Below are 17012 nucleotides of genomic sequence, written 5' to 3'. Positions count from 1 at the left end.
ATTTGAAAAAAGATACTTATGTTGTTTTAGGAACTCAGTGGGGAGATGAAGGAAAAGGAAAAATAATTGATGTTTTAGCTCCAAATGCAGATTATGTTGTTAGATTTCAAGGTGGAAATAATGCGGGTCATACAGTAGTTGTAGGAGATAAGAAATTTATACTTCATTTATTACCTTCGGGGGTAGTTAATTCAAAAGGTAAGTGTATTATAGGTGCAGGTGTAGTTGTGGACATTGAAGTTTTATTAAATGAAATATCTGCATTAGAAGAAAGAGATTTAAAACTTGATAATTTATTTATAGATGAAAGAGCACACATAATAATGCCTTATCATATTTCAATAGACAAAGCTAAAGAAGAAGCATTGGGAGAAAATAAGATAGGTACGACTAATAGAGGTATAGGTCCTGCTTATAACGATAAAATTTCAAGAAACGGTATAAGAATGGGAGATTTATTAGAATTATCAAGATTTAGAGATAAGCTTGAATGGAATATAAATGAAAAAAACGATATTTTGAAAAAATATGGAAAAGAAACATTTGATATCGAAGAAGTTTATACTAAATTTGTTTATTTAGCAGATAAAATAAAACATAGGATAATAGATGGTGTAGTTGAAATTAATGAAGCTATATCAAGTGGTAAAAAAGTTCTTTTTGAAGGAGCTCAGGCACTAATGCTTGATATTGATTATGGAACATATCCTTATGTTACATCATCGTCACCAACAGCAGGTGGAGTTTGTGTTGGAGCAGGAATAGCACCTTCAAAAATTAATAGAATATTAGGTGTTATTAAAGCATATACAACAAGAGTTGGAGAAGGACCTTTTCCTACAGAACAAGATAATGAAATAGGAGAAAATTTAAGAAAAGTAGGGTATGAATACGGAGCAACGACAGGAAGACCAAGAAGATGTGGGTGGCTTGATTTAGTTGTAGGTAAATATGCAGTGTTAATAGATGGATTAACAGATATAGTTCTTACTAAACTTGATGTTTTAACAGGATATGAAAAAATAAAAGTTGCAGTTGCATATGAAATAGATGGTGTTGAATATACAACATATCCTAGTATGCTTAGAAAATCTAAAAAAGTTAATGTAATATATAAAGAATTAGACGGTTGGAAAGAAGATATTACAAAAATAAAAAAATATGAAGATTTACCTAAAAATTGTAAAAAATATGTTGAGTTTATTGAAAATTACTTAAATTGTAAAATTACAATGATATCAGTAGGGCCTGATAGAAATCAAAATATATACAGAGGAGAATTTTAATGTACGATACATACCAAAATCCTTTAAATGATAGATATGCAAGTAATCAAATGAAGTATATATTTTCTCCTGATAATAAATTTAAAACTTGGAGAAAATTGTGGTATATATTAGCAAAATCTCAAAAAGAATTAGGTATAGATGTAATAACTGATGAAATGTTAATTGAGATGGAAAATAATATAGAAAATATTGACTACAATTTAGCAAATCAGTATGAAAAAAAATTAAAACATGATGTAATGGCACATATTCACGCTTATTCAGATTGTTTAAAAGATGCAAAAAAAATAATTCATTTGGGTGCAACATCTGCATATGTTGGAGATAATACAGATGTATTACAAACTAAAGAAGCACTTATACTTGTAAAAAAAAGGCTATTAGAACTAATAAGAACTTTAAGAAATTTTATAGATAAATATAAAGCAGTTGTATGTTTAGGATATACACATTTTCAATCAGCACAACCTACAACTGTAGGTAAAAGAGCAACACTATGGCTAAATTCATTTATTTCAGATTTGGAACAACTAGATTTTACGATTAATAATTTAAAATTTAGAGGAGTTAAAGGAACTACAGGAACTGGTGCGAGTTTTAAGGAACTGTTTTCAGATGACTATTCAAAAATGAAAGCTTTGGACGAAAAAGTAACCAAATATGCAAATATGGATAAAAAACAAATTGTTAGTGGTCAAACTTATGATAGAAAACAGGATTCAAGAGTTTTAGAAATGTTATCGCAAATAGCACAATCATCATTAAAACTTACGAATGATTTTAGATTGTTACAACATTTAAAAGAAATGGAAGAGCCCTTTTCAAAAGATCAAATTGGATCTTCTGCAATGGCTTATAAGAGAAATCCAATTAAATGTGAAAGAGTTTCGTCGCTTGCTAAATTTGTAATTTCAAATAGTCAAAATGGTGCATGGGTTGCAGGAACTCAGTGGTTTGAAAGAACTTTAGATGATTCTGCAAATAAAAGACTTTCTATACCACAATCATTTCTTGCAATAGATAGTATACTTATACTACTAATAAATATTATGAAAGATTGTGTTGTTTATGAAAATATGATAAGAAAAAACTTATTAAATGAACTTCCATATATGGCAACAGAAAATATATTAATGGAAGCAGTAAAAAAAGGACAAGATAGACAAGAAATTCATGAAGTTATAAGGCAGCTTTCTATGAAGGCAACTAAAGAAATAAAATTAGAGGGAAAAGCTAATAAACTTATCGAGTATATATTAGAAGATAAAAGAATTAATATGACAAAAGAAGATATTAGTGATATTTTAAACCCTGAACATTACTGTGGATTTGCAATTGAGCAGTGCAGTGACTTTTTAAATTATGTTGATGAAATATTAAAGCAAAATAAGGAATATACAATATCTGATGAGGAAGTTTTGATATGAATAAAGTAGTAATAGTAGGAGCATTAAGATCTGCTATCGGTGTTTACAAAAAAACATTTAATGACATTGATTTAATTGATATGTCATCTATTGTTTTAAAAGATTTACTACAAAAATCTAAAATATCATATGATATGATAGATGAGGTAATAATGGGAAATGTTTTGCAATCAAATAGGGGTCAAAATATTGCAAGACAAATAGCAATAAAAACCGGATTATCACAAAAAACGAGTGCGTATACTGTAAATATGGTTTGTGGCTCAGGGATGAAAGCAATAACTTTAGGTGCAAATTCTATTATATCCGGAGAAAATGAAATCGTAGTTGTTGGGGGCTGTGAACATATGAGTTCAACACCAATTGAAACAATATTAAAAGATGGATTAACTGATGCGTTTTCTAATGTCCATATGGGTATTACAGCTGAAAATATAGTAAAAAAATATAATTTTAGTAGAAAACAATTAGATGAATTTTCTCTTAAAAGTCAGTTAAAGGCAGAGAAAGCAACGATTATAGGTAAATTTAATGAAGAAATAGTGCCGATAAATAATGTATCAAAAGATGAGTTTATAAGATATGGACAGACATTAGATAAATTGAGTAGTCTAAAACCTGCATTTACTGAAAACGGAATAGTTACAGCAGGTAATAGTACAGGTATAAATGATGGAGCTGCTATGCTTTTATTAATGTCTGAAAAAAAAGCAAAAGAATTAAATCTTGAGATATTAGCATATATAAATTCATATGCAAATTGTGGATTAGATCCTAATTATATGGGACTTGGACCTATATATTCAACAAGAAAATTACTTGAAAAAAATAATATTAATATTGAAAGTATAGATATATTTGAAATAAATGAAGCTTTTGCGGCACAATCGTTAGCAGTTATAAAAGAATTAAATATAGATGAAAATAAAGTAAACGTTAATGGTGGTGCAATAGCACTAGGACATCCTATAGGTGCAAGTGGTGCAAGAATAGTTGTAAGCTTAGTACATGAAATGATAAGAGAAGAGCATAAAAGAGGAATTGCAAGTCTTTGCATAGGTGGAGGACAAGGCATCTCAATATTACTTACTAGAGGAGAGCTTAAATGAAAATTGGTATAGATAGAATAGGTGCATATATACCCAGCTTATATCTTGATATTGCTGATTTAGCTGAAAGTAGAGGCATTGATAAAAATAAATTTTTAATAGGTTTAGGACAAGAAAAAATGGCAATAGCACCAGTAACTCAAGATATAGTTACTTTAGGAGCTATGGCAAGTTTACAAATTTTAGATGATGATACAAAAGAAAAAATAGATATGATTATAGTTGGAACAGAAACAGGTCTTGATCATTCTAAATCAAGTGCAGTACAAATAAAAGAAATTCTAGGAATAAATGACTATTGTAGATGTTTTGAAATAAAACAAGCTTGTTATGGGGCAACGGCAGGACTACAACTTGCATATGATCATATATTAAGAAATCCTGAAAGTAAAGTTTTAATAGTAGCTAGTGATATTGCTAAATATGGTGTTAAGTCATCAGGTGAATCAACACAAGGTGCAGGAGCAGTTGCTATGTTAATAAGCAGTAGTCCTAGAATATTAGATATTGAAACTGACGGAGTATATTATACAAAAGATATAGATGATTTTTTTAGACCTAATAATGAATGTTATCCGGTAGTAAACGGGGCTTTATCGAAAGATGTATATCTTGATTTTTTATGTAAAGTATATGAAAGATACAGCAAAAAATATGATAAAAATATAGATGACTTTTCAGCAATATGTTTTCATATACCATATCCAAAATTGGGATATAAAGGTCTTAAATTAATAGCACCAGAGAATAAAAAACTTGATGATGAGTTTCATAATTCTATAATATATAACAAAAAAGTTGGAAATATTTACACTGGTTCAATGTTTCTTAACTTTTTATCGCTTATTGAAAATTCAAAAACTTTAAAGCCAAATGATAGAATAGGATTTTATAGCTACGGTTCAGGAGCAGTTGCTGAATTTTTTTCAGGAACTTTAGTTGAAGGTTATGAGAAAGTATTAAATAAAAATTATCATCAAAATTTACTTAATAATAGAAGAAAAATAACTATTGAAGAATATGAAAATATCTTTTTTGAAAAAGTTGAAAATGGTATTTTATATGAAAATAAATATAATGATAATATTTGGTTTAAGGGTGTTTTTGATAATGTTAGAAAGTATGGTAAAAAATAATGTGTGATTTCAAAGGATTTTATAAAAAAACCAGAGAGCAAAGATTAGACATTTTAAAAAGCAATAATATAATAGACGAAAATGCGTATAACTATCTATTAGAAAGTAAAATATTAAGTAATGAAATAGCATCAAAAATGGTAGAAAATCAACTTTCAGTTTATGGACTGCCATTTTCTGTTGCAACAAATTTTATAATAAACAATACATCATATATTATACCTATGGTAGTTGAAGAACCTTCGGTTGTAGCAGCAGCAAGTAACGGTGCTAAAATTGTTGGAAATATAAGTACAAGTATGGAAAAACGATATATGATAGGTCAAATATCATATTATGATGTTTTAGATATAGAAAAAGCAAAAAAATATATACATGATAATGAAAAAAAATTACTTAAATTAGCTGATTTAGCACATGAAAGTATAGTTAATTTAGGTGGCGGAGCAAAAAAAATAACAGTAGAAGAAAAAGGAGATTTTTTAATAGTTTACCTTTATGTAGATGTACTTGATGCTATGGGTGCTAATATTATAAACACTATGCTTGAAACTATTGCTCCGATAATTTGTGAAAATATAAGTTCAAAAAGATTAATGAGTATAATTTCAAATTATTCAACAAATTCTGTTGCGTATGCAAATTGTAAAATTAAAGTTGAAAAAGAATTAGGAGAAAAGATACAAAAAGCCTATGAATTTGCGTTAGTTGATGAATATAGAGCAGTAACAAATAATAAAGGTATATTTAATGGTGTAGATGCTTTAGCTATAGCTACAGGAAATGATTGGAGAGCTATTGAAGCTTGCGGAAATTCTTACGCTTGTAGGAACGGAAGATATGAACCATTAACTAAATGGGAATACAAAGATGGATATTTATATGGTAGTATAGAACTTGCAATACCTATTGCAACAGTTGGAGGCTCTATAAAACTTAATGAATTATCAAAAATATCTTTGCAAATTTTGAAAAATCCTAATGCTAATATGTTATCTCAAATAGCTGTTGCACTTGGACTTGTACAAAATTTTGCAGCTTTAAGAGCTTTAGTTACAGATGGTATACAAAAAGGTCATATGAAATTACAAGCAAATTCAGTTGCACTTTTGGCAGGTGCAAATAAAGATGAAGTTGAAATTATAGTAAGTAAAATCATAGAAAATGGAAAAATTGATATAGATAATGCAAAAAAAATTTTAAAAGAGGTAAGAAATGAGTGCACACGCTAAAGTCATTTTATTTGGAGAGCATAGTGTTGTATATGGTAAAAAAGCAATTGCTATGCCTTTATATGATTTAAGTATAAGTGTTAAAATAGTTAAAGAATATATAGAAGAAAACGAGCATGTTAAGTTTATAAAAGAATACATAATGAATAAATACAATATGCCGGAGTTTTTTATTAGAATAAACTCAACTATACCTATTTCAAAAGGCTTAGGTTCAAGTGCTGCACTTGCACTTGCAATAGCAAGAGAAGTAAAAAAAATAAATGATAATATAGATATTTATGATGTAGTTCTTGAATCTGAAAAAAAGGCACATAAAAATCCAAGTGGAATTGACAGTACAGTTGTTTCAGGAAAAAATAGTATAATTTTTGAAAAAACTAAAGGAATAACAAACATAGATATTTCATTGAACGCTTATTTGGTAATTTTTGATAGCAATATAAGTGGAAGTACAAAAGTAGCAGTAGAACATGTAAAAAATACAGGAAGAATGGATATTATTGAAAAGTTGGGAGATATAAGTGAAAGAGCTATAAAATATATATGTGAAAAAAATATATATGAAATAGGAAAACTTTTTAATAAGTCACAAAAGTTATTAAAAGAGTTAGGACTTAGTAACAATTATATAGATTATATGATAAAAAATATAAATTATCATAGCTTAGGTGCTAAAATTACAGGATCAGGAATGGGTGGTTGTGTTATAGCACTTTGTGAAAACAGTAAAAAAGTTTCACAGCTTTTAAAACAAATGAGTAAAAAGGGAGTTAAATTGGTATGTGTTGCAAAGATATGAGCATTTCATATATGAATATAGCAATAGTTAAATATTGGGGTAAAAAGGAATATAATCCATATTTAATACCACTTGTTCCAAGTATTTCATATAGGGCAAAAAATTTATACACTAAAACAAAAATTGAGAGTTCTGATATTGATGAATTTTATTTAAATGATAAACTGCAAGATAAAGTACAATGTAAAAAAATTTTTTCATATATAGACAAAATAGTTAAAAATAGACCAAAGCTTAAAGTTACAAGTTATAACACTATGCCTACAGCAGCAGGACTTGCTTCAAGTGCATCTGCATATAGTGCATTAATTCAAGAAATAAATAAGTTTTTTAATTTAAATTTAAGTATAGAACAAATGGCAAAATATGCCAGTATAGGTTCTGGTTCAGCAGGAAGAAGTTTTTATGAATTATGTGCTTTTGATGAAAATGGTAATATTTATGAATTACATACAGATTTAAATTTATGTATGTCTGCTATTATAATTTCAAAGGAAAAGAAGAGCATTAGTAGTAGAGATGCTATGCAACATTGTATAGATACTTCACCATATATGAATGAATGGGTAGAAGTTGGAATACGTTCATTTAATGACATGAAAAAAGCTTTACTAGATAATGATTTTACAAAAATAGGTGAAATAATGGAATACAATACGATGTTTATGCATAAGACAATGAAAACTGCAAATCCACCTTTTACTTATTTGACAAATGAAAGTATAGAATGTATTGAATATATTAAAGAGCTTAGAAATAAGGGATATCAAATATATTTTACCACAGATGCAGGGCCTAATGTAAAAGTATTGTACTTAAAAGAAGATGAAGAAAAAATTATTAATAAATTAAAAGAAAAATATAAAGATAAAGTAATAGAGTGTTGAGGTTAAAAAATGATAGTTAAAGCTCCATCTAAACTATATTTAGCAGGAGAATATGCAGTTTTAAATTCTGGAAGTTATGCAATAATAGCTTCGGTAGATAAATTTACATATCTTGAACTTATTAAAAGTGATGAAGAAAAAATAATATCTAATATAGAAGATAAAAGTAATATTTTAGTGTATGCAAGAAAAGTTGCATTTGATTTTGTAAAAAAATATGACAAGTTTACATATAAATACAGCACAGATTTATATGTTAATAATATAAAGCTTGGACTTGGTTCATCTGCAAGTATAACAGTTGTAACAATTAAGGCCATATTACAATACTATAATTTTTCATATACAAAAGATGATTTGTTTTTACTTTCAGTTAAAGCACTTAATATAGCAGGAATTTCAGGTTCTATGGGGGATGTAGCCTGTATTTGTTATGATGATTTAATATTGTATAAATCAATTAATTTAAGTACAAATGAATATGAAATAAAAAAGATAAATTTAAAAAATAATTTGAATATAAATGCAATTTGGACAGGAATACCTGCAAGTACAGGTTCTCAAATTAAAAATATGAAACAAATTATAGATACAAAAGAGTTTAAAATATTTAATGAAAAATCAAATATGTTTACACTTGAACTTTTTAAAATTTTAGAAACATCAAATACTTATGATTTACAACAATGTATAAAAAATCTTAGAGATAATTTAAAATATTTTGAATCATTTTCAAATATTAAAATATACACTGATAAAATAAATGATATAATAAAAAAGAATAAAAATAGTAAAACAAGTGGAGCAGGTTTAGGGGACTTTGTTATATCACTTGAATTTGGAGAAAAAGATGAGAAAAGACCAACACATAGAATTTTCTTTGATACAGGACAATAAAAATAATTGTCTTGATAAAATTAGACTTAAATATTATAGTTTACCAAATATAAATATAGAAGATGTAGATATATCAACAAGTTTTTGTGGTATAAAACAAAAACTTCCTTTTTATATTAACGCAATGACTGGAGGAAGTGAAAAAGCAAACCTTATTAATAAAAGATTGGAATTAATATGTAAGAAATTATCAATATTTATGTTTTCAGGTTCATATACTCCAGCCTTAAATAATGATAATTATTATTATCCTAAAAATATGGGTGTTAATATTGGTGCTGATAAAAGCTTTGAAAGTATGCAAATCGCAATAAATAAGACTAACGCAAAAATATTACAAATACATATAAACCCAATACAAGAATTTATGATGAAAAATGGTGATATAAATTTTTCAAATTGGGAAAATAATATAAAAAAAGCTTTAGAAAATATAACTATACCAATAATCCTTAAAGAAACGGGATTTGGTATGGGAGAACATAGTTTTGAAAAAGCTTTAGAACTTGGTATAAAAACAATTGATATAAGTGGAAAAGGTGGAACTAATTTTGCATATATTGAGGATAAAAGAATAAATAAAGATAGATCATATCTTTATGAACTTGGTTATAGCACAAAAGATAGTTTAATTTATTCAAGGAAATATCAAGATAAGCTGGAAATTTTGGCAAGTGGCGGAATAACAAATCCAATTGATATAGTAAAATGCCTTGCACTTGGTGCAAAATCTGTTGGAATTGCAGGACATATATTAAAATTAATTGATAAATATACAGATAATGAGATAATAGATGTCTTAGAACAATGGATATATGAAATAAAGGCAATAATGGCAATAACAAATTCAAAAAATATAGAAGAACTTAAGGATAAATGGGAGGAAATATGAGAATTAAACCATTAGGAAATAGAGTACTTGTAAAAACAATAAAAGAAATTTCTAAAACAAAAAGTGGCATAATATTATCGGACTCGTCGACAAAACAAGATATTTTTACAGCAAAAGTTATTGAAGTTTCTGATGAAGTGTCAAATATATTAAAAGATGATGTGGTAATTTTTTCAAAATTTAAAGGAGAAAACATAAGAGTTGATGAAGAAGATTATATAATAATTGAAGTAAAAGATATTTTGGCAAAGGAGAAATCTAATGAGTAAAGTTATTAAATTTAATGAGGATGCTAGAAAATCGCTTGAAAAAGGAGTAGATGTATTAGTTGATTCTGTCAAAGTAACTCTTGGACCTAAAGGTAGAAATGTTGTACTAGACAGAGGATATGGTGCTCCAATAATAACAAATGATGGTGTTACAATTGCAAGAGAAATAGAACTTGATGATATAGTTGAAAATTTAGGTGCACAAATTGTTAAAGAAGTTGCTACAAAAGCTAATGATAGTGCAGGAGATGGTACAACAACAGCAACAGTTTTAGCGGGAGCATTAATAAAAGAAGGGTTAAAATTAATTTCAGCAGGACATAATCCTGTATTTTTAAGAAAAGGTATGGAAAAAGCTGGACAGGAAATAATAAGAAGATTAAAAGAAATATCAAAAAAAGTTGAAAATGATGAAGAGATAAAACAAGTAGCTCAAGTATCAGCAAATAGTGAACATATAGGAGAATTAATATTAAATGCCATACAAAAAGTTGGGAAAACTGGAGTAATAACAGTTGAAGAAGATAGATCTTTACAAACAAGTCTTGAAATAGTTGAAGGTATGCAATTTGATAACGGGTACTTATCTCCATATATGGTAACAGATACACAAAGAATGAGTGCAAATCTAGAAAATCCATATATATTATTAACAGATAAGAAGATTTTAAGTATGAAAGAAATCTTACCATTACTTGAAAAAGTTGTAGAAACATCAAGACCTCTTTTAATAATTGCTGATGATATTGAAGCAGAAGCTTTAGCAACATTGGTAGTAAATAAAATAAGAGGAGCATTAAATATTTGTGTTGTCAAAGCACCTGCTTTTGGAGATAGAAGAAAGGAAATGCTTGAAGATATTGCAATATTAACGGGGGCTCAAGTTATTTCAGAAGATAAAGCAATGAAGCTTGAGGATGCTCAAATTGATGATTTAGGTCAATCTAAATCTGTAAAAGTAAGTAAAGATAAAACAATAATAGTAGATGGTAAGGGATATACAGAAGAAATAAAACAAAGACAAGAACAAATAAAATCTCAAATAAATTTATCAAATTCTGAATATGAAAAAGAAAAACTATCTGAAAGACTGGCTAAACTTTCAGGAGGAGTTGCGGTTATAAAAGTAGGGGCTGCAACGGAAACTGAAATGAAAGAATTGAAAATGAGAATTGAAGATGCCCTTAATGCAACAAGAGCAGCTATTGAAGAAGGTGTTATAATTGGTGGAGGAACTGTACTTGCCAAAATATCACATTCAATGAACGATTTTTGTTTACAAGGTGAAGAACAAATAGGTTGCGACATTGTAAAAAAAGCATTATATGCTCCTTTAAAACAAATAGTAATTAATGCCGGACTTGATTCAGGAGTTGTTATAAACAAAGTAATAGAAAGTGATAAAAATATAGGATTTGATGCTTTAAAAGAAGAATATGTAGATATGGTTGAAGCAGGTATATTAGATCCAGCAAAAGTTACAAGAATTGCAATACAAAATGCAATATCAGCATCTTCTTTATTAATTACAACAGAAGTAGCTATTGCAACTAAAAAAGAAGAAGAAAAACAAAATATAAACGGTATGTACTAAAAAATTAAGCTCAGGTTTATTACTTGAGCTTTATTTATAAAAAAGGAGAAAAAATGAAAAAAATATTGTGTTTTCTATTTTTATTAATTATTTCAATATCATGTTCACATAAAGAAGGTAAATATTATGAAAATACTAATGAAGATATAATTAATAAATCCGGAATATATTATGAAATATTTGTAAGATCATATGCTGATAGTAATGGAGATGGTATAGGGGATTTAAATGGTATAATTTCAAAATTAGATGAATTAAAAGAATTGGGCGTAAATGGTATTTGGCTTACACCAATTTTTACATCACCAAGTTATCATAAATATGACGTTACAGATTACTATAATATAGATAAGGAATATGGAACAATAGAAGATTTTAAAAATTTGGTTAAAGTTGCTCATCAAAAAGGTATAAAAGTAATAATTGATTTACCAGTAAATCATACAAGTAGAGAACATAATTGGTTTAAAAATGCAAGAAGTAGTAAAAATAGCGAATATAGAAATTATTACAGAATAGAAAATAAAAATAATAAAGAAATAAATTTTAAAGTTAAACCGCTAGGTTCAAAGGCATGGACAAAATTAAATGAAAATGAACTATATTATTCAATATTTTGGGAAGGAATGCCTGATCTTAATTTTAGTAATAAAAAAGTTAGAGATGAAATTAAAAAAATAGCAAAATATTGGGTTGAAATTGCAAATATTGATGGTTATAGATTAGATGCAGCTTTTCATATTTATGGTCAAGGTGAATATGAAAAGAAAATAAATACTCAAGAAGAAAATATTAAATGGTGGAACGAATTTAGAAATAGCCTTAGAGAAATAAAAAAAGATATATATTTAGTTTCTGAAGTTTGGCAAAGTTACAATCAAATTGCAAAATATTATAAAGTATTTGATTCAAGTTTTAATTTTACATTTTCAGAAAAAGGAATAATAAAAGCAATTATTTCTAAAAATGGAGATGAACTAGCGTATAATTTAGAAAAGATATATAAAAAGTATTCTGAAATAACAAAAAACTATATTGATGCCCTATTTTTAACAAATCACGATCAAAATAGAATAGCAAGTATATTAAAAAATACAGAACAGCAAAAATTAGCGGCTGCAATATTATTAACTCTACCTGGCAATCCTTTCATATATTATGGTGAAGAATTAGGAATGAAGGGTATAAAACCTGATGAAAGTATAAGAGAGCCATATTTATGGGGAGATAATTTTCAAACTAAATGGGAAGATATAGTATTTAATGCTGAAACAGATAATATAAAAAAGCAAAAGCAAGATAAAAATTCAATTTATAATCATTATAAAAAATGGATTAATATTAGAAATAAAAGTGATGTAATTAAATATGGAACTTTTAAACATATAAATATGGAAGATAAAGAAATCTTTGCATATGAAAGAGAATATGAAAATAAGAAAATTAAAATATATCATAATTTATCAAATGAGCAAAAAGAAATAAAAATTGATAATAGTTCATTAAAAATTAAAGGATATGAAAGTGCTATTATTTATTAAATAAATTATTACAATAAATTTTTAAGAGGTTGTTTTTCACACAACCTCTTTTATATTACTAAAATTTCCGTAATATTAACGGTAAAATTACAAATGGAAATTTATATAAATCATGGTAGGATTATTAGAGAGGAGTAGGTAAAGTTGCGTGATAAATACATTAAAATTTATGATATTTTAAAAGATAAAAAAAATCACACTTCTTTTGAAATATCAAAAAAAATAAATATGTCAGATAAAACTACAAGAAATATATTAAAAGAACTTAAAAAAATATTAAATAATAATGACTGTGATTTAATATCTGTTAGAGGGGTTGGCTATAGAATAGATGGTAATTTAGATGATATTTATAAATTATTATATGAAAAAGAAAAAATACCTACAACAAAATCAGATAGAATTAAGTTTTTATTTGAGATACTTGTAGTCCAAAATAGGTTGATAAAATTAGATGATATTTGTGAAAAAATATATACATCACCAAGTACAATATCAAGTGATATTAAGGAACTAAAAGTAAAACTTAGTGAATATAATTTAAAACTAGTATCAAAACCTTATCATGGTATTAGAATAGTTGGTAGAGAAACAGATATAAGAAGTTTTTTAATAAACTATTATAGTAATCATTTTAATGAAAATATTTTCGTTGAACCTGATGAAAAGTTTAAAATAATTTTAGAATTTACAAAAAGATTTGTATTTATGGAAGATATAACATTATCTGATTTATCATTTTTCTATTTAGTGATAACTATTTATGTGTGGATTAATAGAATGAAATTAGATTTAAAAATAGAAAAAAATATATTTTATTCAATAAATTATTTTGAAAAAAAAGAAATTGTAAAAAAATATATATTTGAACTTTTAGAGAGATTAAATTTAAAAATAAATATTACTGAAAATGAACTTAAATATTTAACTGTACATTTTATGGCTAAAGAAACATTTGATTTTAAAACTTTAAATTCAAAAGAAATAGATGATTTAATAAATAAATTGCTTAGCCAAATTGATATTACGTTTAATACCAATATAGCGAATAACACGGAACTTTATAAAAATTTATATTCTCATTTATACCCTCTTATAATAAGAATAAAATTTAATATAAAAACAAAAAATCCATTATTAGAAGATATAAAAAAGAATATGCCATTTTCATACAGTATAGCTAAATACGCAGGTAATATTTTAAATGAAAAATTTAATAAAATAATTTCTGATGATGAAATAGCGTATTTAGCAGTTATATTTGAAATGGGTATAGAATACAATAAAATCCCTCAAAATAATATTTTAATTGTTTGTCCTACAGGAAGAGGAACATCTAAGTTCTTAAAATATATGTATAAAAAATTATTTGGAGAATATATATATAATATAGATACATGTGGTATTAGAAACTTGGAATACATTAATTTAAAGAAATATGATTATGTTTTTTCTATAACTAATATAGAGAATGATTATGGTGTAAAAATAAACAAGGTAAATTGCTTTTTAGATAATAGCGAAAGAATATATATAGAAAATCTTTTAAAAGGATATAAAAATTTTGAAGATAGTGTATTTGATAAAAATTTATTTATTGTTCTAAATGGAAAACCTGATAAAAATGAAGTATTAAAAATTATGTCTGAAAATATAGTTAAACATACAAATGTTAAGTTTGATATATATAATTCTGTTTTAATGCGTGAAAAATTAGGATATACGGAAATGTTTAACGGTGTTGTTTTAACTCATCCATTAGATAGTGGTCACGGATTAAAGAAAATATGTGTAGGAGTGTTAAAAAATCCAATAAAATGGGATAAAAATTTTGTGAAAATTGTTTTATTAATTTGTATAGATAATTTAGATAACAAAATTGATGAAATTTACTTGAAAATAGGTAATTTAATTGAGAATAAAGCTAAAATTGAAAAACTTGTTGAAAAACCTAATTTTGAAAATTTTTTAGATGTAATAAATGATAAGGAGGATTAAAAAATGAATGATGATAAAATGATAGAAATTGTAATGGATTTGATTATTGAAGCAGGAAAATCAAAATCTCATTCTATGTCGGTTATATCTTTTGCAAGAAATTATGAATTTGAAAAAGCAAATGAAGAAATAGTAAAAGCTAGTGAAGCGTTTATAGGAGCTCACGAAATACAAACTAAATTAATAGCACAAGATTTGGAAAATGAAGGAATAAAAATAAATTTATTAATAATACATGCACAAGATCATTTATCAATGGCACTTATGGCAAAAGAAAATGCTTTGGAAATAATGAATATATATAAGAAAATAAAAAATATGGAGGATAATAAATGAAAATAAAATTATTTTGTGCATCAGGTATGAGTACATCGTTATTAGTAAATAAAATGAGAGAAGCTGCAAAATTAAATGGAATAGATGCTGAAATTTCAGCATATTCTGCTGATGTATTTATAAATGAAGTAGAAGATTGTGATGTAATATTATTAGGTCCACAAATTACATATATGTTAAATGATTTAAAAAAAATAGCTGATGAAAAAGGAAAAGCTATAGATGTTGTTCCAATTATAGATTATGGAATGATGAATGGAGCTAATGTATTAAATCATGCAATAAAAATATATTCTAAATAAAAAGGAGGATAAAATGAAAAATTTCATTAATTCAAAGCTACTTCCTATAGTTATGAAATTTACTAATTTAAAAGGAATAATTGCTTTAAGAGAGGGAATGTCTGCAATATTAACTATAACTGTTGTAGGTTCTATATTTTTGCTGTTAGCTGAATTTCCTTATGAGCCTATAAAAATATTTCTTGCAGATAAGGGAATAAGTCCATACTTATATCAGGTATTTAATTCAACATTTAATATGTTATCATTGGTATGTTCTATTACTATTGCTTATAGTTATGCCAAAAATGAAAAAATAGAGCCTATAGGTTGTGTTATTACTTCGCTTGTTTCATTTTTGATAGTATCAAATCAATTTATTATACAAGATGATAAAAAAATTTCTGGAGTATTATCTTTAGCGAATACATTGGGTGCAAGAGGTATGATAGCGGCTATAATAGTATCACTTATGTCATCTTATCTATATTGTCTATTTATTAAAAAGAAAATGATAATTAAGATGCCTGAAAGTGTTCCTCAAGGAGTTGCAAATTCATTTTCAGCTTTAATTCCTGGAGCTATAATTTTATCAATATTTGCTTTAGTTTATGGAATTATAAATATAGTAACTAGTGGAGATTTAGTTGATATAATATATAAATTAGTTCAAACACCACTTTTAAACTTGACTGATTCTTTAATTGGAGTTATGATAATAGGGTTCGTTGTATCGTTTTTATGGTGGTTTGGAATACATGGAAACAATGTTGTAGGTGGAATCATGACTGGGATTTGGTTAAGTGCTATTGCAAATAATCAAGAAATAATAAATAAAGGATTAGTTCTAACATCTGAAAATGGTGGAAGAATAGTAACATATCAATTTCATTATTTATTAATAACTGTAACAGGTTCAGGAATTACAATAGGTATGGTTATTGCTATGTTACTTAGTGCAAGATCTCAACAATTTAAGCAAATAGGTAGACTGAGTATAGTACCTGCAATTTTTAACATAAATGAACCGGTTATGTTTGGAACGCCAATTGTGTTTAACCCTATACTTTTTATACCATTTGTATGTACTCCTATGATAGTTTCTTTAATTTCATACCTTTCTATTAAAAGTGGATTAGTTCCGATGTTTGGAGGAGTAAATCCACCATGGACGACACCTCCTATTTTATCAGGGTTATTAAGTGGAGGAATTAGAACAGCTATATTACAGATTATAATAATAGCAATATCAACAGCGATATATTATCCATTTGTTATATATCTTGATAAGAAAGCATTAGAGCAGGAAAAGAGGTAAGATG

General features: G+C 26.4%; 16 protein-coding genes. All 16 read left to right on the top strand.

What is annotated here, in order from left to right:
• Positions 1-2 precede the first annotated feature (2 nt).
• Positions 3-1286, top strand: coding sequence for an adenylosuccinate synthase (locus AWT63_RS01370; RefSeq protein WP_068267891.1), 1284 nt, complete (start codon positions 3-5; stop codon positions 1284-1286).
• Positions 1286-2716 carry an adenylosuccinate lyase gene (purB, locus tag AWT63_RS01365; RefSeq protein ID WP_068267890.1) on the top strand — a complete coding sequence of 477 codons (1431 nt, stop codon included), beginning with the start codon at positions 1286-1288 and terminating at the stop codon, positions 2714-2716. The genes AWT63_RS01370 and purB overlap by 1 nt, the downstream gene beginning before the upstream one ends.
• A complete protein-coding gene (locus AWT63_RS01360) occupies positions 2713-3825 on the top strand; it encodes a thiolase family protein (protein ID WP_068267889.1) in 1113 nt (370 codons plus the stop codon). Before purB ends, AWT63_RS01360 begins: the two co-directional genes overlap by 4 nt.
• Positions 3822-4961: a hydroxymethylglutaryl-CoA synthase gene (locus tag AWT63_RS01355; protein WP_068267888.1), complete on the top strand. Its 1140-nt coding sequence runs from the start codon at positions 3822-3824 to the stop codon at positions 4959-4961. The genes AWT63_RS01360 and AWT63_RS01355 overlap by 4 nt, the downstream gene beginning before the upstream one ends.
• Positions 4961-6193, top strand: a complete 1233-nt coding sequence (locus AWT63_RS01350; protein ID WP_068267887.1) for a hydroxymethylglutaryl-CoA reductase, degradative — start codon at positions 4961-4963, stop codon at positions 6191-6193. Before AWT63_RS01355 ends, AWT63_RS01350 begins: the two co-directional genes overlap by 1 nt.
• Positions 6177-6995 (top strand): mevalonate kinase, encoded by an 819-nt coding sequence (gene mvk / locus AWT63_RS01345; RefSeq protein ID WP_068267886.1) that lies wholly within the window; start codon positions 6177-6179, stop codon positions 6993-6995. The genes AWT63_RS01350 and mvk overlap by 17 nt, the downstream gene beginning before the upstream one ends.
• Positions 6977-7882 carry a diphosphomevalonate decarboxylase gene (gene mvaD, locus AWT63_RS01340; RefSeq protein WP_068267885.1) on the top strand — a complete coding sequence of 302 codons (906 nt, stop codon included), beginning with the start codon at positions 6977-6979 and terminating at the stop codon, positions 7880-7882. Before mvk ends, mvaD begins: the two co-directional genes overlap by 19 nt.
• A 9-nt stretch (positions 7883-7891) precedes the next feature.
• Positions 7892-8779, top strand: a complete 888-nt coding sequence (locus tag AWT63_RS01335; protein WP_068267884.1) for a mevalonate kinase family protein — start codon at positions 7892-7894, stop codon at positions 8777-8779.
• Positions 8733-9671 (top strand): type 2 isopentenyl-diphosphate Delta-isomerase, encoded by a 939-nt coding sequence (fni, locus tag AWT63_RS01330; protein WP_068267883.1) that lies wholly within the window; start codon positions 8733-8735, stop codon positions 9669-9671. Before AWT63_RS01335 ends, fni begins: the two co-directional genes overlap by 47 nt.
• A complete protein-coding gene (locus AWT63_RS01325; RefSeq protein WP_068267882.1) occupies positions 9668-9940 on the top strand; it encodes a co-chaperone GroES family protein in 273 nt (90 codons plus the stop codon). The genes fni and AWT63_RS01325 overlap by 4 nt, the downstream gene beginning before the upstream one ends.
• Positions 9933-11534 (top strand): chaperonin GroEL, encoded by a 1602-nt coding sequence (gene groL, locus AWT63_RS01320; RefSeq protein ID WP_068267881.1) that lies wholly within the window; start codon positions 9933-9935, stop codon positions 11532-11534. Before AWT63_RS01325 ends, groL begins: the two co-directional genes overlap by 8 nt.
• Positions 11535-11587: 53 nt before the next feature.
• Complete coding sequence (locus tag AWT63_RS01315) at positions 11588-13075, top strand: alpha-amylase family glycosyl hydrolase (RefSeq protein ID WP_068267879.1); 1488 nt, start codon at positions 11588-11590, stop codon at positions 13073-13075.
• Positions 13076-13219: 144 nt separating this feature from the next.
• The gene (locus AWT63_RS01310) at positions 13220-15073 is read left to right on the top strand and encodes a BglG family transcription antiterminator (RefSeq protein ID WP_068267877.1); all 1854 of its coding nucleotides are present in this window, start codon (positions 13220-13222) and stop codon (positions 15071-15073) included.
• Positions 15074-15076: 3 nt separating this feature from the next.
• Entirely contained in the window at positions 15077-15409 is a 333-nt protein-coding gene (locus AWT63_RS01305; RefSeq protein WP_068267875.1) for a PTS lactose/cellobiose transporter subunit IIA, read from the top strand.
• Entirely contained in the window at positions 15406-15711 is a 306-nt protein-coding gene (locus tag AWT63_RS01300) for a PTS sugar transporter subunit IIB (RefSeq protein ID WP_068267873.1), read from the top strand. The genes AWT63_RS01305 and AWT63_RS01300 overlap by 4 nt, the downstream gene beginning before the upstream one ends.
• A 13-nt stretch (positions 15712-15724) precedes the next feature.
• Positions 15725-17008, top strand: a complete 1284-nt coding sequence (locus tag AWT63_RS01295) for a PTS sugar transporter subunit IIC (protein ID WP_068267871.1) — start codon at positions 15725-15727, stop codon at positions 17006-17008.
• The last annotated feature ends 4 nt before the right edge of the window (positions 17009-17012 follow it).

Source organism: Caviibacter abscessus, assembly GCF_001517835.1.
Classification (GTDB): Bacteria; Fusobacteriota; Fusobacteriia; order Fusobacteriales; family Leptotrichiaceae; genus Caviibacter; species Caviibacter abscessus.
The sequence above is the reverse complement of the archived record's forward strand: the minus strand, read 5'-3'. Positions and strand labels throughout refer to the sequence as shown.